22 protein-coding genes are annotated in these 20,784 nt (G+C 41.1%); 9 read left to right on the top strand and 13 right to left on the bottom strand.

The genetic code is table 11. The features are described 5' to 3' along the window. Positions 1–104: 104 nt before the first annotated feature. The 7 genes from IQ244_RS27580 to IQ244_RS27550 form a co-directional block, all read right to left on the bottom strand. On the bottom strand, positions 105–1,022 hold the full coding sequence (locus IQ244_RS27580; protein WP_193899885.1) for an ABC transporter substrate-binding protein: 918 nt from the start codon (positions 1,020–1,022) through the stop codon (positions 105–107). 274 nt (positions 1,023–1,296) lie between these two features. Next, positions 1,297–1,881 carry a molybdenum cofactor guanylyltransferase gene (locus IQ244_RS27575; protein WP_193899884.1) on the bottom strand — a complete coding sequence of 195 codons (585 nt, stop codon included), beginning with the start codon at positions 1,879–1,881 and terminating at the stop codon, positions 1,297–1,299. A 16-nt stretch (positions 1,882–1,897) separates the two neighbouring features. Continuing rightward, on the bottom strand, positions 1,898–2,215 hold the full coding sequence (locus tag IQ244_RS27570; RefSeq protein ID WP_193899883.1) for a type II toxin-antitoxin system RelE family toxin: 318 nt from the start codon (positions 2,213–2,215) through the stop codon (positions 1,898–1,900). Next, entirely contained in the window at positions 2,215–2,439 is a 225-nt protein-coding gene (locus tag IQ244_RS27565; RefSeq protein WP_193899882.1) for a hypothetical protein, read from the bottom strand. Before IQ244_RS27565 ends, IQ244_RS27570 begins: the two co-directional genes overlap by 1 nt. 59 nt (positions 2,440–2,498) lie before the next feature. Next, positions 2,499–4,556, bottom strand: a complete 2,058-nt coding sequence (locus IQ244_RS27560; RefSeq protein WP_193899881.1) for a thioredoxin domain-containing protein — start codon at positions 4,554–4,556, stop codon at positions 2,499–2,501. A 206-nt stretch (positions 4,557–4,762) separates the two neighbouring features. Beyond that, positions 4,763–4,918, bottom strand: a complete 156-nt coding sequence (locus IQ244_RS27555) for a hypothetical protein (RefSeq protein ID WP_015112519.1) — start codon at positions 4,916–4,918, stop codon at positions 4,763–4,765. A gap of 63 nt (positions 4,919–4,981) precedes the next feature. Further along, entirely contained in the window at positions 4,982–5,242 is a 261-nt protein-coding gene (locus tag IQ244_RS27550; RefSeq protein ID WP_193899880.1) for a hypothetical protein, read from the bottom strand. A 50-nt stretch (positions 5,243–5,292) separates the two neighbouring features. Here IQ244_RS27550 and clpP point away from each other — a divergent pair, with 50 nt between their 5' ends. Continuing rightward, the gene (clpP, locus tag IQ244_RS27545; RefSeq protein ID WP_193899879.1) at positions 5,293–5,898 is read left to right on the top strand and encodes an ATP-dependent Clp endopeptidase proteolytic subunit ClpP; all 606 of its coding nucleotides are present in this window, start codon (positions 5,293–5,295) and stop codon (positions 5,896–5,898) included. A gap of 130 nt (positions 5,899–6,028) precedes the next feature. Here the strand turns inward: clpP and IQ244_RS27540 are convergent, their stop codons facing one another. Next, positions 6,029–6,859 carry a hypothetical protein gene (locus IQ244_RS27540; protein ID WP_193899886.1) on the bottom strand — a complete coding sequence of 277 codons (831 nt, stop codon included), beginning with the start codon at positions 6,857–6,859 and terminating at the stop codon, positions 6,029–6,031. A 74-nt stretch (positions 6,860–6,933) separates the two neighbouring features. Further along, on the bottom strand, positions 6,934–7,776 hold the full coding sequence (locus tag IQ244_RS27535) for a hypothetical protein (RefSeq protein ID WP_193899878.1): 843 nt from the start codon (positions 7,774–7,776) through the stop codon (positions 6,934–6,936). 1,195 nt (positions 7,777–8,971) lie between these two features. On the opposite strand from IQ244_RS27535, the gene IQ244_RS27530 reads away from it, so the two are divergent. The 3 genes from IQ244_RS27530 (at position 8,972) to IQ244_RS27520 (ending at position 12,790) form a co-directional block, all read left to right on the top strand. Further along, the gene (locus IQ244_RS27530) at positions 8,972–11,326 is read left to right on the top strand and encodes a ribonuclease R family protein (protein ID WP_193899877.1); all 2,355 of its coding nucleotides are present in this window, start codon (positions 8,972–8,974) and stop codon (positions 11,324–11,326) included. 19 nt (positions 11,327–11,345) lie between these two features. Continuing rightward, complete coding sequence (locus IQ244_RS27525) at positions 11,346–11,966, top strand: flavin prenyltransferase UbiX (RefSeq protein ID WP_193899876.1); 621 nt, start codon at positions 11,346–11,348, stop codon at positions 11,964–11,966. A 119-nt stretch (positions 11,967–12,085) separates the two neighbouring features. Further along, a complete protein-coding gene (locus IQ244_RS27520; protein WP_193899875.1) occupies positions 12,086–12,790 on the top strand; it encodes a LapA family protein in 705 nt (234 codons plus the stop codon). Positions 12,791–13,053: 263 nt separating this feature from the next. Here the strand turns inward: IQ244_RS27520 and IQ244_RS27515 are convergent, their stop codons facing one another. Next, positions 13,054–13,254: a hypothetical protein gene (locus tag IQ244_RS27515; RefSeq protein ID WP_193899874.1), complete on the bottom strand. Its 201-nt coding sequence runs from the start codon at positions 13,252–13,254 to the stop codon at positions 13,054–13,056. 465 nt (positions 13,255–13,719) lie between these two features. Between IQ244_RS27515 and IQ244_RS27510 the strand changes: the two genes are divergently transcribed. The 3 genes from IQ244_RS27510 to argB all read left to right on the top strand — a co-directional run bounded on the left by IQ244_RS27510 (position 13,720) and on the right by argB (position 16,965). Beyond that, on the top strand, positions 13,720–15,333 hold the full coding sequence (locus tag IQ244_RS27510; RefSeq protein ID WP_193899873.1) for an NB-ARC domain-containing protein: 1,614 nt from the start codon (positions 13,720–13,722) through the stop codon (positions 15,331–15,333). A gap of 42 nt (positions 15,334–15,375) precedes the next feature. Beyond that, positions 15,376–15,936: a shikimate kinase gene (locus IQ244_RS27505; RefSeq protein ID WP_193899872.1), complete on the top strand. Its 561-nt coding sequence runs from the start codon at positions 15,376–15,378 to the stop codon at positions 15,934–15,936. A 138-nt stretch (positions 15,937–16,074) separates the two neighbouring features. Continuing rightward, on the top strand, positions 16,075–16,965 hold the full coding sequence (gene argB, locus IQ244_RS27500) for an acetylglutamate kinase (RefSeq protein ID WP_193899871.1): 891 nt from the start codon (positions 16,075–16,077) through the stop codon (positions 16,963–16,965). Between the two features lie 144 nt (positions 16,966–17,109). Here argB and IQ244_RS27495 read toward each other — a convergent pair whose 3' ends face one another. Further along, positions 17,110–17,523, bottom strand: a complete 414-nt coding sequence (locus IQ244_RS27495) for a hypothetical protein (protein ID WP_193899870.1) — start codon at positions 17,521–17,523, stop codon at positions 17,110–17,112. 151 nt (positions 17,524–17,674) lie between these two features. Here IQ244_RS27495 and IQ244_RS27490 point away from each other — a divergent pair, with 151 nt between their 5' ends. Both IQ244_RS27490 and IQ244_RS27485 read left to right on the top strand, forming a co-directional pair. After that, positions 17,675–18,205: a tetratricopeptide repeat protein gene (locus IQ244_RS27490; protein WP_193899869.1), complete on the top strand. Its 531-nt coding sequence runs from the start codon at positions 17,675–17,677 to the stop codon at positions 18,203–18,205. Positions 18,206–18,365: 160 nt separating this feature from the next. Then, positions 18,366–19,238: a DUF3153 domain-containing protein gene (locus IQ244_RS27485; protein WP_193899868.1), complete on the top strand. Its 873-nt coding sequence runs from the start codon at positions 18,366–18,368 to the stop codon at positions 19,236–19,238. A gap of 362 nt (positions 19,239–19,600) precedes the next feature. Here IQ244_RS27485 and IQ244_RS27480 read toward each other — a convergent pair whose 3' ends face one another. Both IQ244_RS27480 and IQ244_RS27475 read right to left on the bottom strand, forming a co-directional pair. Then, complete coding sequence (locus IQ244_RS27480; RefSeq protein ID WP_193899867.1) at positions 19,601–20,092, bottom strand: YajQ family cyclic di-GMP-binding protein; 492 nt, start codon at positions 20,090–20,092, stop codon at positions 19,601–19,603. Between the two features lie 70 nt (positions 20,093–20,162). Continuing rightward, positions 20,163–20,558 carry an MAPEG family protein gene (locus tag IQ244_RS27475; RefSeq protein ID WP_193899866.1) on the bottom strand — a complete coding sequence of 132 codons (396 nt, stop codon included), beginning with the start codon at positions 20,556–20,558 and terminating at the stop codon, positions 20,163–20,165. Between the last annotated feature and the right edge of the window lie 226 nt (positions 20,559–20,784).

Raw genomic sequence — 20,784 nt, 5'->3', positions numbered from 1 at the left:
CTCCAACTACAACAGAAATGGTTGATAAACTAATATCAGTTGCACTCGACTTAATAAATCCTCAACATTTAAGAAACTGGTTTGCTACTTGCTGCTACTGTACCTCATAACAGCCGGAACTGCTGTAAATCTTTTTTAAGCTGCTGAGAAGCTTTCTCAATCGCATTGATACTACCTGGATTTACTAATCCATAATAGTCAAAAATATAAACTCGATTATTTTGAGTTGCTTTGAGTTTTTGCCAAAAAGGTTCTTGACTAAAGGATTCCAGAATCTCTTTATTTGATTTTGCTTGGGGAGGGTTGATGACAATTATCGTCTCTGGATTAACTTCTAAAACTTTCTCTGCTGATAAAGTGACATAACCACCAAAAGGACTTTTACCTTGTAAATCTGCGGCGACATTCTTGAGTTGAAATTTTTCTAACAAGTTTCCCGCCCAACTGCTTTTATTTGGTGTGAGAATTGGTTGATTACTCACTAACACCAAAGTAGAGATATTTTGTTTTTGTTTCTCTGGCAAAAAACTTTTGTAGCGAGTTAATAAAGGTTCGGGGTTTGCACCGATTGAATCACCAATTTTTTGAGTCAGATTTTCTAAGGAATCCCATGTTTTGAGTTGAGTCAGTAAAGTAGGAATTTTTAATTCTTGCAATCTTTGTATTACTTGGGTAGAAAAACCTTCGATACCAATGACTAAATCTGGTTTTAGAGCCACAATTTTTTCTAAACTAGGAGGGGTTTGACCTTCACTAACGCGAGGAATATCCTTAAAACCAGGGTCATTTTTAAATAACGAATTTCCAGCGATACCCACTAGCTTAGTCTTATCAAGTTGATAAATAATATCTGTTGCTAGAGATGAAAGACTAACTACTCGTTTGGCTATTTGTTGATTATTAGGGGTTGCTGTAATAGCAGGTGTTTGTGGTTGCGGCTGTTGAGTTGTAGCACTGCTACAAGCAATTAAAAATATACTTACTAGAATTGCTAATGCTGAGGATATCCAACGACGATACATATAGAAATCAACCTATAGTAACTATGAGAGTTGCTGATAAAAAAGGCGAATGTAGACAATACCAAAATTCCCCAAGAATTTATAGCTATGCCACTTCGCCATTAAGTATACAAGGTTTATTGAGAAAAGCTTTAAATACTATACAGTAGTGTGTTAAAAAACTATTGTTAATTAAACAACAAATATCTGGTTTAGGAAAAAATTCATAGTAAAAATTTTTACCATCTAAAATCATTCATGAAAACTTGATTAATTGCTGGTTGAAATGGTGTTTTTACGGCATTAATGCCCAATCTTCAGGGGTGTTACAGTTAAGTAGCATATCAGTAGTAGGTAGGGATAACACTTGTATAGGATGTTGCTTAAGCCACTGCTGAAACGATCGCCCACCTTGGTTGATAAAATCTAGAAGCTGCGGTAAACACTGACGGCGATAAAAACCACACAGAGGTTCCCAGCCTTTAGTATGATGTGCCAAAGCGGCGATCGCATCTTCCCCCACATTATCCAGTTGTGCCGTCCATTCTTGCAACACCTCAACCTGCAAGTTCGGTAAATCGCAAGCAAGTAACAGCACCCAATCAGTTTGCACCTGTGCAAGTCCTTGAGTAAACCCTAGCAAAGGCCCGTGATTTACAGGCGCTTCTAAAATAAACTGACAACGAGGTAACTGTAAATGTTGATAACGTTCCGGCCAGGGAGTGACGATATAAACAGTATCAGCACAAGCCGCAGCAACATAACAAACTCGCTGTAATAAAGCCTCTCCTTGAACAGTCAGCAAAGCCTTATCCTGTCCCATCCGCGAACTTTGACCGCCAGCTAAGACAATGGCTGTGAGTGCTGAGTGCTGAGTCATTTGTGCTTCTATGTCCCTATTTTTCACCGCACCTGAATTTTCTCCCTAGACCTGAAATTTTTTTTATTTGCCAGGTTTCGTCTTGATAAATTTTACTTCTATGACCGATTCTCACTACAGTTATTAGTAAAATATCATCATATATTCCATAGATGATGCGGTAATCTCCTACTCGAATACGATAAGAATTTTCATCACCTTTGATTTTTTTAACTCCATTTGGACGCGGTTCTATAGCCAAATCTAGAATTTTGGCATCGATACGTTCTTTAATATTATTGGGTAGTTTATTTAGTTGTTTTATCGCACCATTAGTTAGTTCAACTTGATACATTAAGCCGTTTCTTTGTTATACCCTTGATATTCATTCCAAGAAACAGTACCATTTATACGTCTATCTTCTCTTGCTTCCTTAATAGCTTGTAAATCTTCCTCATCTTCCATATCATCTATTCTTTGTAAATAAGCGAGTATTTCATCTAACACACTGTCATAAGCTTGGTTTAACAACACATTGATAGATTCAATTATTGCTTTTCTTTCTTGTTCAGTTTTCATTGCTATTTTGCTTGATTTAGTAGATAGACCTTATCAGTTTTCTGCTTCCTAAAAAGGAATCATCCTCTAGTTTGACTTTGCTGCACTTGCTGTAACATTTGCTCGACACTTGTCGCTGGTGCAAGACATTTTAAACCTTGGCAAACTAAGGCGATACTTCCTTCTGGGAGGTTAGAGACTACAGAAAACGCTGCTACTGGCAAATATTGAGGAATGAGAGATTGAATTTGCTCGGTGGTGCTGCGAATTAAGGTAGAGTTGCGATACCAATCTAAAGCAGTGAATAAGCTGGGGCAAGCTTGAGGATGACTACTCATCACACTTTTAAAAGCTGTTAAGCCTTGCTCGGCTAAATCAAGATAATGCAGATTATCAGTGAGTAGAGACAATCGTACAAGATTTGCGATCGCCACTCCATTTGCTGAAGGTGTCGCGTTATCTGTATAGCTGCGTTCGCGGATAATTAAATCCTGACTGGCATCGCTGGATGTGTTAAAGTATCCACCTAGTTCTACACTCCAAAGAAATTCGTCGAATTCTGCTTGGATAGCGATCGCTTTTTCTAACCATTGTTGATCATCTGGGCTACAAGCTTGCAAATCCAGTAACGCTTTAATAAAAAAGGCGTAATCTTCCGACTGCGCTAATACTGTCGCCTCACCTTGATAATTCAGCCTGTGGAAACGCCCGTCAACAAACTGATTTTCCAAAATAAAGTTAGCTGCTTGTGCTGCTAATTCTAAATACAAAGGCTCTTGAAATACTCCGTAGGCTCTAGCTAACCCAGAAATCATCAAGCTATTCCAAGCCACAATCATTTTTGTATCCGTCACCGAAGGGATGCGGCCTGGCCAATTATGGGTTTTGGCTTCTTGGTTGTTCCGTGCTGGCGGAAATATTTTTAATGATTCTGGTGTATTACCATAACGAGCCGTAAATAATTTAGCTAATACCGTTTCTATTTCTGCACTTAATTGCCCGCCATTGCGCCTTTGCAGTACATTCAGCCCTTCAAAGTTACCCTGAGAACTAACTGTAAATTCTTGTTGTAATTGCGTCAGTTCTTCTGGTGTTAATAGCTGTTCTAGTTCGCTGTAACTCCACACATAAAAAGCGCCTTCTTCTGGCTCAACTGCTTCAGCATTAATGAAACTATCCGCATCTTGAGCCGCGTAAAAATAGCCTTCCGGGGCAATCATTTCGCGTTGCAGCCATTGTACAGTTCCCGCGATCGCCGTAGCAAAAGCCGGCTCTTGGATATCTGCACTCCATAAATTCGCCAGATACTCGACAATTTGCCCATTGTCATAAAGCATCTTTTCAAAGTGAGGTACTGTCCAAGTGGGATCAACAGTGTAGCGATGAAAGCCCCCACCCACATGGTCATAAATCCCACCCAACGCTAAATCGAGTCCTCGCTGAGTGCAAATTTGTTTACCATCATACTGAGAGGGTAAATTAAACCGAGTTCCCCGCAGTGCTAACTCTGCATAAGGCATCATCGGGAAGCTATTACCATATTGATTAGAAGTAATGATCCCCGTACTAGTTTGCCAACCTTTGCCAAATAATTCATTTTCTGCAACTGACTGGGGATCGCTATTTTGCAATACCGCAGAGGTGAGTAACGAGTCTAAAATTACCGCTTTGCGTTGGCGTAAGTCTTCTTTTCCCGTGTCATAGTAGCGCCGGAGAGCTTGTAGCACTTGTAAAAAACCAGGACGACCGTAGCGGGGATCGATAGGAAAATAAGTCCCAGCATAAAAAGGAACCAAATCTTCAGGAGAGAGAAAGGTATTTAAAGGCCAACCACCTTGACCACTCATCATCTGCAACGCCTGCATATAAATGCTATCGATGTCTGGCCTTTCTTCTCTGTCTACCTTAATAGGCAGAAAATTGGTATTCATATAATCTGCGATCGCCGCATCAGAAAAAGCCTCACCTTCCATCACCGTACACCAGTGGCAACTAGAGTACCCAATCGAGAGAAAGATAGGTTTATTTTCTGCCTTTGCAGTCGCCAGGGCTTCATCACACCAAGGCCACCAATCAATCGGATTTTCGGCGTGTTTACGTAGGTAGAGGCTTTTAGCTTGGGCAAGGCGATTAGTCATGATCTTGTTGTGTGAGGATAGATGCCTTCTTTGCCCAGTCTACCTTCTGAAAGCGAGAGTAGAACTACTCCTTACATAAAAAAATAAAACTTAGACCAAAGGTTTTTAACAGTCAGGTTAGTAAAGCGTGTGAGAAGAGTCAAATAGCTAAATCAAGCAAAAATTCTTGCTTTTGCCTTTTACCTTCTTACTTTTGCCTTGTTGTACTAGGGCAAAGAGCGCCACAGAAAACTGATAATGGTTGTAGATATTTCTGGTGCTGGTGGTTTAACGCTGGCTTGAATTTTTGTATTGTAATTAATTCCTGCTATCAGATGGAGCAAGAAAGTAATGATGGCGGCTTGCACAAGTTTTTCGAGCATGGCAGGTCTCCCTCAAGTGATAGCACTGCAAGTAAAATCCGTTTTTCTAAATACACCCCGTACTCATACATTTCCTAATTTGCCGGGATTTTCTGGAAAATTGCCTGAAAAATTAGTAAATAAATCTTGACAAAGTGCCAGTTTATATATTTGTATGGCAGTTTTCTTGTCAGAGCGATCGCTAGATATTTTGTAGTTGATCCTCTCTGGCGCAAGTGATGTCATATTCTCAAGACGCTTTTCCCTATAAAAAGTGCCTGAGTTATGATTTACATCTGTCAGATAGAAGAGAAAATTAGCTCTCTTGCAGGTGATGACAGCCATTCGCCGTTCTCATCGATAAAATAGATGTAAATTAGCTATAAGAACGCTGCATGATTCCTATCGTTATTGAACAATCGGGTCGGGGCGAACGCGCCTTTGATATCTACTCACGGCTCTTGCGTGAGCGGATCATCTTCTTGGGACAACAGATTGACAGCAACTTAGCTAACTTAATCGTTGCCCAAATGCTGTTCTTGGATGCAGAAGACCCAGAAAAAGACATTTATATGTACATCAATTCCCCAGGCGGTTCGGTAACTGCTGGTATGGGTATTTTTGACACTATGAAGCATATCCGTCCTAATGTCTGTACCATTTGTACCGGATTAGCAGCAAGTATGGGAGCTTTTCTCCTCAGCGCGGGTGCTAAAGGTAAGCGGATGAGTCTACCCCATTCGCGGATTATGATTCACCAACCTTTAGGCGGCGCACAAGGCCAAGCAACTGACATTGAAATTCAAGCGCGGGAAATTTTGTATCACAAGCGGCGACTCAACGAATTTCTCGCCGACCACACAGGTCAGCCAATTGAGCGCATCGCCGAAGATACCGAACGTGACTTTTTCATGTCACCCGATGAAGCCAGAGAATACGGCTTGATTGACCAAGTAATTGACCGTCACGCTGCTGGTAGCCGTCCGATGATGGTTGTGTAGTCATAGCAGAAAGCAGGAGGCAGGAGGAAAAGTCTTATGATTCCTGGCATTCCAGCTTTTAAATTGTCCTAACATATCTGACTACTGCTATGTTTGTGATTGTAGGGTGGGCATTATGATGCCCACCCTACTAAATTAAAGGTGTGGCTAGAGATTCCAAGTATTTAAGAAAATCGAGTAACTCTTCTTCGGTTAATAAATAGCGTCCTCTCTTGCCATAAGTCTTCATTAGATAATTTCTTAACCACTCGTCGTTTAAACCTAATCGCTGAATTTCTTCATCAGTTTTAGCTACTAAATCAGTCAGCAATTTGTCTGCTACTTGAGCTTCAATGAATTCCTCTGTATGTGATGGTTGAGATTCTAAAAAAGCAAGAAAATCGAGTAATTCTTCTTCAGTTAATAAAACGCGCGATCGCTTGCCATAAGTTTTAATTAGATAATCTCGTCCCCACTCTACACTCAACCCTAATCTCTGAATTTCTTGATCAGTTTTAGCTAAGTCTTCAGGCGATGGTTTATTTACTACGTTTCCTAATTCCTCTGGGTATGTATAGTCATCTTGGAACTCTTCATACTCACTGTAAAAATCATAGGAGCTTGTTATTACTACTTGTAATTCCAAATATATGAAAAAATCTCTTAACTCTGCTCGGTTAAGCTCAGTAAGACTTTGCTTGTTATAGGTTGTTATAAGATATTCTTTTTCTTTCTTTCCTGCCCAGCATAAACGTTCGAGTTCAGTGTTGATTTTAGCAATCAGAATTTGCTCTATTGGTGGAGTAGGTTGATCTTTCAAGTATCTGAGGAAGTCCAGTAACTCTTCTTCGGTTAATAAAACGCACGATCGCTTGCTATATGTTTTAATCAAATAATCTTTTAAATCATCTGAATTCCAGGTTAAACGATACATTTCAATATCAGTTTTAGCCACTATCTCAGATAAATTCACTGGTTCCATAACTGTCTTAATTTTTTAGTAGCTATTAGTCATTTGTCCTTGTTAAGGACAAATGACTAATGACAAATAACTAATTAAAATCCCGCAATGGGATCAGGTTGAGATTGCAGGTATTGTAAAAAACTGTACAATTCGTCTTCTGTTAATAAAGTGCGGCCTCGTTTATTGTAGGTTTTAATCAGATGTTCCCTTCCTTGTTCTGGTGTCCAACCTAAACGTTGCAGTTCAACATCTGTTTTAGCAATCACATCAGATAAATCAACGGGTTCGGCTTTCTTTTTTCTCTTACTAGTTCCGCTGGGAGTAGTTATAGTTTCGGAAGAACTATAATTGCGGGGAGTAAATGGTGTGACATTACTAGCAGTCATCCCCGAAAAAGTTGGCGTTTCTGGCTGATGACTCACTTCGATTTCCAAATTATCCGCAGGGGGAATAAATGCTGCTTCTCTGCTAGTGGTTACAGGTAAGCTAGGACTCAACTCCGGGGTATAAGTATTAGTGCTGAGTGCTTCTGTTACAAATAAATCTGGTTCGATATTTTTACTACTAGAAGATGGTAGAGATATTTCTGTCTTATTAGTAGCTAATTCCAAATCCTGATTTTTGGGAGATGAATAAGTGGATTCATGTACAGCAACTGTTGTGTTGATGACAGGAGTAGGCTGCACGGGAATTGTTGGTTTAGGAGATGCTTCAGCCTGAGTTTGTGGCAAACTTGTTACGCCTAAAACCATTAGCGCCCTATTCCTTGCTTGGTCTTCTGCGGCTTCTACGGTATCGGCTGCTGACAAACCAGTAGCGCGGATGACACCATCAATTTGCACACTGGCTTTAACAATATATTTGCCTTGAAAAATGTCTACTAATTCGGAAATCAAACTACCGTTAGGATACAAGCTCTGAAATTGAGCCAACATAATACTGCCACCAAAATCTAATGTCTGCTAAATTACGGGGTTAATGCTATCTAATTAATTCCCCTAGTTACTTTTGCTTACTCAGAGGTATCTCCTCAACACCCAAGTTTGAGAAATTTGCAACTGTAATGGGAGATAACTGAGTTTGTCTACAGTGAATCTATGGAAATATTTTAATTTTAAGTCCCAAATTCCTTTGTCGGCAGAGAAAATTTTAATTAAATTTAAGTTTTTGGCAGATTGATTGACCACCCCATAAATGCGATCGCCTACGAAAACTCCTACAGCACCCTCACGGCAATTTTTCTGGTATCTTAAAATTCAAGGTAATGTTTTTGCTGTGTTTGTGTGTTGTAATTGCAGCAGTAGCTATTTTTTTGGCGAAATTCTTGACTACTGCCCCTATTAGGTAGGTGATCTCACCTTCAATGCTATACTATTTACCTAATTCTCTATTTAGAACTATTTCCTAGAAGTACGCTCTAAATCTACAATAATGGAGATAAGGTTCGCCCTCACTGCTTGTATGACTGCTGTCCTGATTGTCACCGATTCTACAGATGGGAAAATTAGGTTTATCGGCAGTTTCTCCTAGTTAAAAATCAGAGTCTGATGGCGTAAAAGCACCTTCAAGCTAGACAATCAAACACCTGTGGTTTTTTCTACTTAGCGCTTTTGGGCAGTGTGGAGAGTAATCTTAAAGCCAGCCTCTCAAAAACCCTTCGCGTAATTACTTAGTAGATAAAACCCCCTTATCAGGCGTACTTTATCAGTTTGGTTAAGTGAAGGGGCAAAAAGCGCAAACTAACTCTGAAATGTTTGTGCAGTGAGAAGTTCCAAGATTGGGGGAGCGACTTTATCTCAAAGTGGGTTGACTTCCTTGGCGCGGAACTTCACAGAACCATGCCTCAAGGCAATTCGTTTCCAGTTAGTTAGTATCTGTAGGCCGTGAGGGTATACAGAACAGAACCAGATTCAAGAAGAATTCAGAAGTCAGAATTCAGGAGTCAGAACAAGAAAGTGTGATGAAGCAACGCCAAGAGTTAGAACCACCAAATCATAGATTGAGTGTGAGACTTAAACCCGTGATTCATCCACCAGTCGCCAAAAGGTAAATTCTGAATTCTGTCTCCTGTCTCCTGGATTCTTCATTGTTAAACCAACATGATGTTTTGACCAAAGGTCGGTTCACTGCATGGAATTTTCAATCGCTACACTCCTTGCCAATTTCACCGATGATAAATTGGTAGCTCGAAAAGTTTTAGAAAAGAAACTTGGCTGCGAAGATGAAGATAGTTTAGAAAAGCTGCATATTGCCTTAGAAATACTCGAAAAAATCGGGATTTTGGTCAAAGAACGGGGCAAATATCGCCGCGTATTTGAAGAGGGTATGATCGAAGCCAAACTCCGTTGTTCTAGTAAAGGCTTTTGTTTTGCGATTCAAGATGTAGAAGGTGCCGAAGATATCTACATCCGCGAAAGTCACTTAAGTAATGCTTGGAATGGCGATCGTGTTTTGGTCAGAGTTCTCAAAGAAGGCAGTCGTCGCCGTTCTCCTGAAGGCGAAGTTAAGTTAATTTTAGAACGTTCTAATCACACTTTACTGGCGCGGATTAAACAGGTAGAAAGTGGTTTTCGGGCAGTACCTTTAGATGATCGGCTGTTGTTTGAACTCAAGCTGCAAACAAATGGCATGACTTTTGCTGAAGCCATCGACCATCTCGCCCATGTGGAAGTTCTGCGTTATCCGTTAGCCCAATATCCGCCAGTCGGTAGAGTAGTGCAAATTTTGGGTAGCGATGCCGAAGCCGCCGCTGATATTGATTTAGTTACTTGTAAACACGATTTATCCCGTAATTTCTCAGAACCAGTTCAAGAAGCAGCATCTAAGTTACCGAAAAGGATACTCAAAGCTGACCTGAAAAATAGATTAGATTTACGCGGTTTATTTACCTTAGCAATTACTGGTGTCAATGCTGATGCCAAGCTGGTAGAAAATGCCTTGAGTTTAGAAAAAACCAACAAAGGCTGGCGTTTGGGCTTTCACATTACCGATGTTTCTCACTTTATCCACCCAGACGAAATCTTAGACCGGGAAGCTTTGAAGCGGGGGCGTTCTGTTTACTTGGGAGACTTAGTATTGCCCATGTTACCAGAAACAGTTGCCGATCGCTGTTCTTTAGTCGCTGGCAGCGATCGCCTCACCCTCTCATTTTTAATTACTGTTGATCCCACATCCGGTGAATTGGTGGAATGGGAAATTCAGTCGAGTGTGATTAGTGTAGATACAGCCATTAATAAAGACAAAGCAGAAGCAATTCTCAGTGGTCAACCCTCTAAGGAATCCGAGGAAGTAGTACAACTACTCCAAGACCTCGAAAGCCTACACCAAATTATCAAACAAGTGCGCTTAGGGCGTGGGAGTTTGCAGTTAAATCTGCCACCTAATCAAAACCCTTACTTTGATGAAGGGATGTTAGGCGCGGTGATAGTCAATGATTTAACAGTGCGATCGCTCATGACAGAGTTTGTGCTATTAGTCAACCAACTAATGGCAGAACATTTGAGTGCTTTAGGCATTCCCGCAATTTGGCGAGTTCAAGGCGCACCTGATCCCGAAGATGTCCAAGAAATGCTGAAATTAGCCATCAATTTAGGCGTAGAACTCAGCTTAGACCCCGAAACGGATATTCAGCCCTTAGATTACCAGCTATTAACCAAAGCGTTTGCAGAATCGCCATCAGAACAGGTGTTAACTTATCTGTTGCAAGATACCCTCAAACCAGCAGGATATACCACCACCAAAAGCAATCACTTTGGTTTAGCACTAGCACAATATACCCACTGCACTTCCCCCTTGCGCCGCTATCCCGATTTGTTGTTGCAACGAGTTTACTACAGACTGTTAGAACACGGACGCGATCGCCGCAATACCCGTGTCAAAGACCGCATTAACCTGCGTCACTCTTCTTCCCACCTGGAAGTAAACTGGAACGTCTTACCCCCAGAATTGCAACAAGAACTGCAAAGCGATTTGACAAGGGTAATTATTCAACTCAACGACCGCGAAAAAGAAGTCCAAGAAGCCGAAGCCGACTTAGCCGGGTTGCAAAAAGCCCAATTGATGAAACAGCGCATCGGTCAGGTGTTCCAAGGGGTAATTACTGGCGTGCAATCCTACGGGTTCTTTGTGGAAATTGAAGTCCCAACCACAGACACCCCCAAACAAAAACATCCCAGCGCCCCCTTACGCGTGGAGGGATTAGTTCATGTCAGTTCCCTCAAAGATGACTGGTATGAATATCGCGCCAGACAACAAGCCTTGTTTGGGCGGAAAAATCGTGCTTCTTACAGATTAGGCGATCGCGTCGCCGTCCAAGTGAAAAGTGTTGATTACTACCGCCAACAAATTGATTTAGTCACCGTTGGTAGCGATGGCTTACCTAAAGGATTAGGTAATTCTGGGATTAACGATGACAGAGACGATATTTATCTCTCCCGTGAACTTGAACCTAATGATTTAGAGCCATACACTGATGATGATGAATAAGTTTTGTTAAGAAAACCGCGTGTCACATCACACCAAGCCTCTAATCATTGGCGTATCAGGAGCCTCCGGGCTAATTTATGCCGTTCGCGCTCTCAAATACTTGCTTGCTGCTGACTATGAAATTGAATTAGTTGCCTCTAAATCAAGTTACATGGTTTGGCAAGCAGAACAGGAAATTAAAATGCCAGCTGAACCAACTCAACAAGAGCAATTCTGGCGCGAACAAGCAGGAGTAGCCGTTGCAGGTAAACTACGCTGTCATCCTTGGAGTGATGTGGGAGCCAATATAGCCAGTGGCTCCTTTCGCACTTTAGGCATGATCATCATCCCATGTAGTATGAGTACAGTTGCCAAGCTCGCTGGTGGCTTAAGTTCCGACTTACTCGAACGGGCAGCCGATGTCCAACTCAAAGAAGGACGTAAGCTAGTTATCGTTCCCCGCGAAACTCCTTTTAGCCTGATTCATCTGCGTAACTTAACAACCTTGGCAGAAACAGGTGTAAGAGTTGTCCCAGCCATTCCCGCTTGGTATCACAACCCCCAAACTATCGAGGACTTAGTAGATTTTGTCGTCGCCCGAACTTTAGATCAATTAGAGATTGACTGCATCCCCATTCAACGCTGGCAAGGAAGGAAGTAAAAGGGTAAAAGTAAAAGGGTAAAAGTAAAATAAACTGTCTTTTACTTTTTTACTCTTACCTTGTGTTTTCACTGACCTAAATAACTTTTGACTTTTGCCTTTTAACTTTTGCCTTATTTATGGCTGTAATTCGCTTAATTTTATTGGTGGCAATACTAGGAGGACTAACACTGTTGTTAGTGCAGAACTGGTCGCCTGCTATATCGTTAGTATTTTTGGGGATGCGTACTCAACCATTGCCCCTAGCGATGTGGATTTTATTCATTACCACTGCGGGCGCATTGACATCTGTATTGATAACTACTTTATTTAAATTATCGAATTATTTTGAAGGGCAACCACGCCAAACCCCGATAAAATCAGCCCCAAGCTCCAAGCGTGTCAGAACACCGCGCCGAGAAGAACCAACATCGCCACCTTTTACTCCTCCATCATCTGCTACTGCAAATAAGGGCGCTGCAACTGAAGAATTTGATGATTGGGAAACCAATAATACCAACGATGATTGGGACTTTGAGGAACAACCAGAACAAACACCGCCTCCCAGAGCGAAAACTCAGCCAGAACGCGATTTTGAACCAGAAGAACGCCAACCAGAGCCTAAAACTGCTTCCAAGTCTGGCTCGACATACTCTTACAGCTACCGTGAACCAAAAAATACGGCTGTAGGGAAGACAGAATCAGTTTATGATGCTGACTACCGCGTGATTATTCCTCCGTACAAACAGCCTGACGACGAACCCGCAAATACTAATGATGACGATGACTGGTCATTTTTTGAGGACGATGAATTGGGGGATGATGACAATCAGCCACGTAAGTAAGTAGGTTGGTGTTAAAAATTGTCGTTATGACAAGGCAGAAGGCAGAGGGCAGAGGTTTTAAGCGAGTTTATTTTTTGTTACATATTTCGGTTTATTTGCACCATTCTACTCAATTAGTCATTTGTCATTCGTCAACAGCCAGAAGACTAAAGCATGAAATTTCATACTTCATACTAGCCTGCGGCAAGCCCTTCGGGTTCACCAGTCGCTCATGGGGGAAACCCCCAAGACCTCGCTGCCTCACCGCTGCACGTCTACACACTTCACACTTCACACTTCACACGTCTTTCACGGGATTCTTGTTTGACTTTGCCGTTCATCGCAGCTTCTTGCAAAGTCATAAAAGCATTAAAATCTTCCAAGTCATAGCGGCTACTTAATAAATGCCGTAATTGGTTTTCTGCTTCAACCGTTAGATAGCCAGTTGCTAAAGCTTGTTGTACAACGTCACGAATTCGAGTCATGGTTGATGCCTCTTAACACACCACATTAAATTGGGCTTAGTCAGGTAGAATACGCATCGGTTTTTGTGTTGAAACCTTTAATTTTGCAAAGCTTGATTCTTACAAACTCAAAAATGCAGTCATTTTTTACACCTTGCTTGGCAAAAATTATTGATGAGAGACTAATTTCAATGAATTTTAGAATTCCAGTAATGTGATGTTAAAAACACAGTGTGATGCCAATCTAAAATTCTCACAGCACAGACCAAAAGCTAAGTAGATCTATATTGACTGAATTTGTTTGCTTAAAGTTTCAAACAAGCTTTATAAAATTTCCGTTAAGTCTAAAGATATCTAAGCAATAACTTCTAAGTCACCTAACAACAGTTAGTAAATTCGTTATAAATTTACTTTTTATTTATTCTGACTTCATCGAATAATAGTTAGGATATTGCCGTGGTTATATTAAATACATAAATAATAGTAATGGCAACATTAGATTCAAATCAAGTAGAAGAGGAATTTGTTGAGGCTAAAAGTAATTGGGAGTTAGAAAAGTTATACGTAGATTTAGCCTCAACAAAAGGTAAAGCTTTAACACCTGTAGAAAAGAAATTTCTCCGCGGGTTACTGTGTGGCTGTAGTCCGGCGGAAATTGCCAGTATAGTTTATCAAAGTCGGAGTAGCAGTACCGTTAGAGTCTATTTGTCTAATGGGTTATACAAGTATATAGAAGAAATGCTGAGTAATGCAGCTGGCTACTCAGTGAAAGTAAAAAATTGGAGCCGTGTAACTTATTTACTTGAGAAAGCTGGGTATAAAAAATATAGATTTCCCTTACCAGCAGCAATCATTCCCAAAGAAGTACAAAAAAACCAAGAGACAGAGTTAGTAAAAATGCCATCAACCTCAATTCAAGATTGGGGTGAAGCAATTGATGTGAGTGTTTTTCAGGGACGAACAACAGAACTGGCAAAAACTCAGCAATGGATTTTGCAAGAAGGCTGTCGCTTACTTCTGTTGTTAGGTATGGGTGGGATTGGCAAAACTGCTTTTTCGGTGAAGTTAGCCCAAGAAATTCAAGATCAGTTTGATTATGTTATCTGGCGATCGCTACGTCTTTCCCCTTCCCCAGAGCAGATAATCGAACAGCTAATTCAGACTTTTTTGCCAACATCAGACACAGTAATTTCAGAAAATATAGAAGGGCGCATCTCCCAATTGATAGATTTCTTTCGGCATAATCGATGTTTAATTGTTTTAGATAATTTTGATGCAATTTTAGCGGGTAGTGATAATTACGCTACATTAACAGCCAGCCATCAAACAATCAAAAATGCCATTCCTCCCTTTCTCCTCCCAAAAATTCAATATCGTCCAGGATATGAACTATATGGGGAATTAATCAGGCGGATAGGAGAATCTCAACATCAAAGTTGCTTAATATTAACCAGTCGAGAAAAAACTCCAGAAATAGCAGCCTTAGAAGGCAATACACTACCTGTTCGCACTTTTCGATTAACTGGCTTAAATCAATCAGAAAGTTTGTCAATTCTCAAATATAAAGGGTTATTTAACATCTCAGAAGACAAATTCCGCGTTTTGTCAGAACAATATGCAGGGAACCCGCTATTTCTCAAATTAGTAGCCACAACGATTCAAGAGTTATTTAATGGCAATATTGATGAGTTCATTGCTCAGGGAACTGTAGTTTTTGGAGAGATTCGCGCCATATTAGACCACCAGTTTCATCGTTTGTCGCAATTAGAAAAGCATCTCATGTACTGGTTAGCAATGAATCAAAATGCTGTGTCTGTGCAGCAATTACAGAAAAACACCATACCAGGTTTATCACCTAGATTGTCGCAAAGGTTAATTTTAGAAGCGGTAGATTTGTTACATAAGCGTTCTCTCATAGAACAACAAGCTTCTAGCTTTTTGCAAACTCCAGTGTTAAAGGAGTATATGATTGAGCGTTTAATTGAAGAAAACCTGACATTAAGTGAAGAACAAGAAAGCTATTTCTTAATGAGTCAGACAATTTTTGCCGCCCACTTAAAAAACCATATCAAACAGAGTCGTCTGAATGCCGAGATTTAAAGTAAAGTGAAGAGTTGAGAATTTACTGGAGTAAAGCGACTGGTGAGCAGCTTATTGCAAGGAGTCAGCCTGTACTTAATTGGGATGATGGGCGCTGGGAAAACAACGGTAGGGCGGTTACTAGCACAGCAGTTGGGTTATGGATTTGTGGATACGGATGATGTGATTACTAAAGCCACAGGTAGATCCATTACTCAGCTATTTGCTGAAGAAGGAGAAGCAGCATTCCGCCAGTTGGAAAGTGATGTTTTGGGACAAGTTAGCGCTCATATCAATTTGACAGTAGCTACAGGTGGCGGAATTGTGATGCGGCGAGAAAATTGGGGTTACTTGCGCCACGGTTTGATTGTCTGGCTAGATGTGCCAGTGGAGCTACTCTACACCCGTTTGGCTGAGGATACCACAAGACCACTGCTGCAAGATCCTGATCCTCAAGGTAAATTGCGATCGCTCCTCGAACAACGCCAACCACTTTATTCCCAAGCAGATTTGCACATCATGGTACATGAAGGCGAAACACCAGAGCAAATCGCCAACAGAATCATACAAACAATCCCCAGCGTACTGAAAACCAATAGATCTCACCCGCAAGTCAACAATTGAGCGATCGCCACTGTTGATACTCAGCACTCAGCACGCTGCTCAACGCCTCGCTACCGCTAACAACACTTTCAAGGCAGAGATTGTGACTAGTGTGAAAGTCTTTTACACTGACTGCATAAGTTTTAAATATCAACCACGATGGTCAACGATATTGAGTATATCAGGCAAGCTGAAGCTACTCGTGTGCGGGTACTCAGCGAAGCACTACCTTACATTCAACAATTTGCAGGACGCACTGTAGTTGTTAAATATGGTGGTGCGGCGATGAAAGACAGCACCCTCAAAGACAAGGTAATCCGCGATATTGTTTTTTTATCTTGTGTTGGCTTGAGGCCAATTCTGGTGCATGGTGGCGGCCCCGAAATCAACAGTTGGTTAGATAAATTAGGCATCGAACCGCAATTTAAAAATGGTTTGCGAGTTACCGACGCGCCCACAATGGATGTTGTGGAAATGGTTTTAGTCGGTCGAGTTAATAAAGAAATTGTTTCTTTGATTAACCAAGCTGGTGGGTTGGCTGTGGGACTATGTGGCAAAGATGGTAATCTAATTACCGCCCGTCCCCAAGGTCAAGAAGGCATCGGCTTTGTGGGCGAAGTCAGCGGTGTTAATATCAAAATTTTAGAAACCCTTTCGACTAATGGCTATATTCCCGTTGTGTCGAGTGTCGCCGCTGACGAGTCGGGACAGGCTTATAACATTAACGCAGATACGGTTGCTGGGGAAATCGCTGCGGCGCTGGGGGCAGAAAAGTTGATTTTGCTGACCGATACGAGAGGGATTTTAAAAGATTATCAAGACCCGTCTACGTTGATTCCAAAAGTAGATATTCGGGAAGCACGAGAACTGATTACTAGTGGTGTAGTCAGTGGGGGGATGATTCCCAAAGTTAATTGTTGCGTGCGATCGCTCGCGCAAGGAGTCCGGGCTTCACACATTATTGATGGTCGCATTCCCCACGCCCTATTACTCGAAATCTTTACTGATGTGGGGATTGGGACGATGATTTTGGGTTCGCAGTTTATGTAATTTCATACAACTGGGTGTGAGGGTGTAAGGGAAAGAATTACTTTTTTAGGACTCAGCAGTGATCAAAAAAATCAAGGATTCGGGATGATGGGAGTATCAAAACCCTTACACCCCTATCTCCTTACACCCAATCTCAAACACTAATTACCAAGGATGAGTGATAATTACCCGCGATCGCCCTCTAAATGGTGTCCGCCGCCAGGAATTATTGATAATCACTGGATTGACTATTGTCGAATCTCTAATTGTGGGATTGATTAAAGTCGGGTTCACCAGTGTGGAATTATTAAACCTGTTATGCCTGACTTGAGGATAATAATCGGGGTAGACATTACGGCTAGGTAAAAGCCCTGTTGTGGGATCTACAGGCATGGGAGTGGCGATCGGACTACCATAAATAAAAGAACCAACAGCAGGTGGCTGGCTGACACCATAAGGATTGTTGCGCTCAATCAGAATCACTTGTTGGGCTGAAGCTGGGGTAATTGCGGTACTCATCAATGCCAGAGTAATTCCTGCGCCTAGCCAATGGAGTTGAGAAAGCTTGATATTTGCCATATTTTGCTCACCTGCATTGAATAATTAGGGGTTTTTACAGATGACTACTAGTTAAAATTTTAAAAGTTTATTTACTTGAAGAGAGCCAGCTTTTAAAAAGATTACAAAAAGATTACTGGCATTGGCAAAATTAAAGCAGTGCTGATTTAGTATGCAAAACGTGAGTGAACAAAGTTTAGAAATTGCCAGCAAGCGTTACCAAGCCGGGAGACTTGCCTTGGAAAATGGGCAATATCGAGAAGCCGTAGAAAATCTGGAAAAGGCCAGCGCCTTGTTAGTTCGTAATTCCCGCCTAGGGGGCGAAGTGCAAATATTGCTAGTAACAGCTTATGAAGCCGCCGGACGAAATGAAGAAGCGATCGCCCTTTGCCAACAACTCCAACGACATCCCCACTCAGAAACTAACAAACAAGCTCGACGATTGCTTTACATCTTACAAGCACCGAAACTGAAACGTCCCAGCGAATGGATGACCGAAATTCCAGATTTAGGTGCATTGTCAGATAATGAATCCAAAGTGCGGATTGCGGCTAATCCCTCCAAATCTTCTGCTAAGAAAAAACCTGCTGAACCCGAATTTGTTGATCTTAGTCAAGTGAATACCAAAGATAATCGCTTTATTTGGGTAGCGATCGCTGCTATTGGATTAATTTTCTCGTACTTAACTTGGCTGGCTTTTTAAAGTAGTTCTCGTAAAAATAAAAAGTCAAGATTAATTAAGTTATTTGACTAAATCACATCAATAAAGATAAAGGATGGAGAAGGGGAAAAATAAAGAAGGAAATCACAATTTCCTCTTTGAAACTTCATCCTTAATCAGCTTTTTGAGGAGAAATACAGTGATGAATTTTTCTAAGTTGGGAAAGATGTTTATGTGGTTAAAGCGCCCATTGGACTTGTTGGGAGTAACAATGGGACGCAGTATTAAGCGTGTCTTTTCCCCGCGAAAGTCCCTGCTGTGGCTGGTGGTGTTAACATCGCTGCTGTTATCTGGTTGTGTTAAGTATGATGTCAGCGTAAACTTTAACCACTCCAATAGCGGCCAACTAGTGCAGCATATTAAATTGGGCGAAAGACTAACTAGTTTTAGTGGCGACTATATATATGCGTGGTTAGATAGTATAGAAAGCCGTACCCGTAAATTGGAAGGTAAAGTCAGCAGAATTTCTCAAGAAGAGATTATAGTCACAATTCCTTTTAGTAATGGTCAGGAATTACAAACTAAGTTTAATGAGTTTTTCAACACTCATAACAATCAAAAAGTAGCAGCTACAACCAGCGAAGCTGATTCTGAATTACCCAAGATTGAATCAAATTTACTGCTATTTCAGAATAATTTTTTACTGTTAGTCCGAAATCGGTTAATTTATGATTTAGACTTGCGATCGCTTGCGTTAATTGCCAGCAAAGGTAACGTCCTCGCTGATGCCGGTGCAATCCTCGATTTAGAATTTAGCTTAAACACTCCCTGGGGTGCGAAAAATATTCAACTCACCGAAAATGCAGTTGAACCAGAAAAACAAGGTAATCAATTGCTATGGCGACTCCAGCCCGGTGAACTCAACCATATAGAAGTAGTCTTCTGGCTTCCTAGTCCTCTCGGTATTGGGGCTTTGTTAATTATCTTGTTCGTTTGGGGTGGACTTTACCTCAGATACACCTTCATGCCCGATCCCAGAGTTCAGTTTGCACCGCAACCAACAGTTACAGAATAGTCAAACAGATGCGATCGCCCCAGGGAAAATTAATTCTGAAGTTGGCGATCGCTATTTTATCAATATCCTCACTGCCAGAACAACCCAGTGAGTACAAGCGGCAAAAGTATTAATATAGACACAATTAAAACAACAGTTCCTGGCTCAATTTTAATCACATTCTTCTGTGGGTCACGCATTTGCTTGCTCTCAAATAATTAAAGATACTTATACTCATTCTCTATGAATATGTACCTATTATTTTAGAGAAAAACTCTGCGTAACTTGGCGCTAAACTCCGTCTACCTTTGCATTTAAAAAGCCAACGAACAAAAATCCGCTGGCAGTTTCCTGGAAAGACTTTAATTCAACTGAAACATTTTCTAACGATAATTTGTAAATTGTAACGCCACCGGGTAATCTTCTTGTTTTAAGCGTTGCATCACAACTTGTAAATCATCTTTTGATTTTGCCGAAACGCGTACAGCGTCACCTTGAATTGAAGCTTGTACCTTTTTAAATTCATCACGAATCAATTTAGAAATTTGCTTGGCAATATCCTGACTGATACCTTTTTTGAGGGTGATTTCTTGACGTACACGATTACCACTAGCAGATTCAACTTTACCAAAATCAAAAATCTTTTGAGAGAGATTCCGCTTGGCAGCTTTTTCTCGCAAAATGTTGTGTACAGCATCTAGGGTAAATTCACTATCTGTATTCACAGTAATAGTTGTTTCACCTAACTCAACTGTAGTTTTAGTATCTTTTAGGTCGTATCGACTGCTAATATCTCGCACAACTTGATCAACAGCGTTAACTAGTTCTTGTCGATCAAAATCGCTCACAATGTCAAAGGAGTAAGTTGAAGCCATAGAAAATGTTGAATTTGGGATTGTGGATGAGTCAATTGGTAATTGGTATTATCTCTCCTCTTCCCTGATTTTAATTATTTGCTTGCAGAATGCTAAAGAAGAAGAGAGTTGCAGAACTCAAAGAACCAATAGCAAACATCAGCGATCGCAAAAGCGGTATATTCAAAATATAAAAAATCGAGTATAGCAACCGCGCCACGACAAAAGCGATCGCCGCCACCACAGCCACAGGAGAATTAACCTGAGTTATGTAGGCCATCATTGCTGCGACAGCAAAAATCATAAATGTTTCAAAAGAATTTTGATGCGCCCAAGTAGCCCTTTGAGCATAAGGTGGCAATTTATCAAACATAGCGCGAGGTGCGGAAATATCATATCCCACACTGACACGGGCATAACCCACCACCAAAAACGGCAGATAAATCAATACAGCCGCCGCTGCAATACAGTACAAAAAAATAGTCATTAGTTAATAGTCCATAGTCCATAGTCGATTGTCTATAGTCCATAGTCGATTGTCTATAGCCCATAGTCAGTAAGTTGTTTGACCGTTGACTATTGAACGCCAGTTGCTTCTCCTCATCGGAGACGCTACGCGAACAAGTCGGCAGAGCCGCCCAACGCACTGGCTCCTGTTACTATTGAACGCCAGTTGCTTCAAGTCGGCAGAGCCGCCCAACGCACTGGCTCCT

Origin of the sequence: Nostoc sp. LEGE 06077 (assembly GCF_015207705.1) — a bacterium.
GTDB lineage: Bacteria > Cyanobacteriota > Cyanobacteriia > Cyanobacteriales > Nostocaceae > Nostoc_B.
Note: the sequence above shows the minus strand (reverse complement) of the source record. Positions and strands in the feature narration are given on the sequence as shown.

Coding starts and splice junctions, on each gene's coding strand:
- IQ244_RS27580 (WP_193899885.1), bottom strand. CDS start 1,022: ATGTATCGTCGTTGGATATCCTCAGCATTAGCAATTCTAGTAAGTATA.
- IQ244_RS27575 (WP_193899884.1), bottom strand. CDS start 1,881: ATGACTCAGCACTCAGCACTCACAGCCATTGTCTTAGCTGGCGGTCAA.
- IQ244_RS27570 (WP_193899883.1), bottom strand. CDS start 2,215: ATGTATCAAGTTGAACTAACTAATGGTGCGATAAAACAACTAAATAAA.
- IQ244_RS27565 (WP_193899882.1), bottom strand. CDS start 2,439: ATGAAAACTGAACAAGAAAGAAAAGCAATAATTGAATCTATCAATGTG.
- IQ244_RS27560 (WP_193899881.1), bottom strand. CDS start 4,556: ATGACTAATCGCCTTGCCCAAGCTAAAAGCCTCTACCTACGTAAACAC.
- IQ244_RS27555 (WP_015112519.1), bottom strand. CDS start 4,918: ATGCTCGAAAAACTTGTGCAAGCCGCCATCATTACTTTCTTGCTCCAT.
- IQ244_RS27550 (WP_193899880.1), bottom strand. CDS start 5,242: ATGGCTGTCATCACCTGCAAGAGAGCTAATTTTCTCTTCTATCTGACA.
- clpP (WP_193899879.1), top strand. CDS start 5,293: ATGATTCCTATCGTTATTGAACAATCGGGTCGGGGCGAACGCGCCTTT.
- IQ244_RS27540 (WP_193899886.1), bottom strand. CDS start 6,859: ATGGAACCAGTGAATTTATCTGAGATAGTGGCTAAAACTGATATTGAA.
- IQ244_RS27535 (WP_193899878.1), bottom strand. CDS start 7,776: ATGTTGGCTCAATTTCAGAGCTTGTATCCTAACGGTAGTTTGATTTCC.
- IQ244_RS27530 (WP_193899877.1), top strand. CDS start 8,972: ATGGAATTTTCAATCGCTACACTCCTTGCCAATTTCACCGATGATAAA.
- IQ244_RS27520 (WP_193899875.1), top strand. CDS start 12,086: ATGGCTGTAATTCGCTTAATTTTATTGGTGGCAATACTAGGAGGACTA.
- IQ244_RS27515 (WP_193899874.1), bottom strand. CDS start 13,254: ATGACTCGAATTCGTGACGTTGTACAACAAGCTTTAGCAACTGGCTAT.
- IQ244_RS27510 (WP_193899873.1), top strand. CDS start 13,720: ATGGCAACATTAGATTCAAATCAAGTAGAAGAGGAATTTGTTGAGGCT.
- argB (WP_193899871.1), top strand. CDS start 16,075: ATGGTCAACGATATTGAGTATATCAGGCAAGCTGAAGCTACTCGTGTG.
- IQ244_RS27495 (WP_193899870.1), bottom strand. CDS start 17,523: ATGGCAAATATCAAGCTTTCTCAACTCCATTGGCTAGGCGCAGGAATT.
- IQ244_RS27490 (WP_193899869.1), top strand. CDS start 17,675: ATGCAAAACGTGAGTGAACAAAGTTTAGAAATTGCCAGCAAGCGTTAC.
- IQ244_RS27485 (WP_193899868.1), top strand. CDS start 18,366: ATGAATTTTTCTAAGTTGGGAAAGATGTTTATGTGGTTAAAGCGCCCA.
- IQ244_RS27480 (WP_193899867.1), bottom strand. CDS start 20,092: ATGGCTTCAACTTACTCCTTTGACATTGTGAGCGATTTTGATCGACAA.
- IQ244_RS27475 (WP_193899866.1), bottom strand. CDS start 20,558: ATGACTATTTTTTTGTACTGTATTGCAGCGGCGGCTGTATTGATTTAT.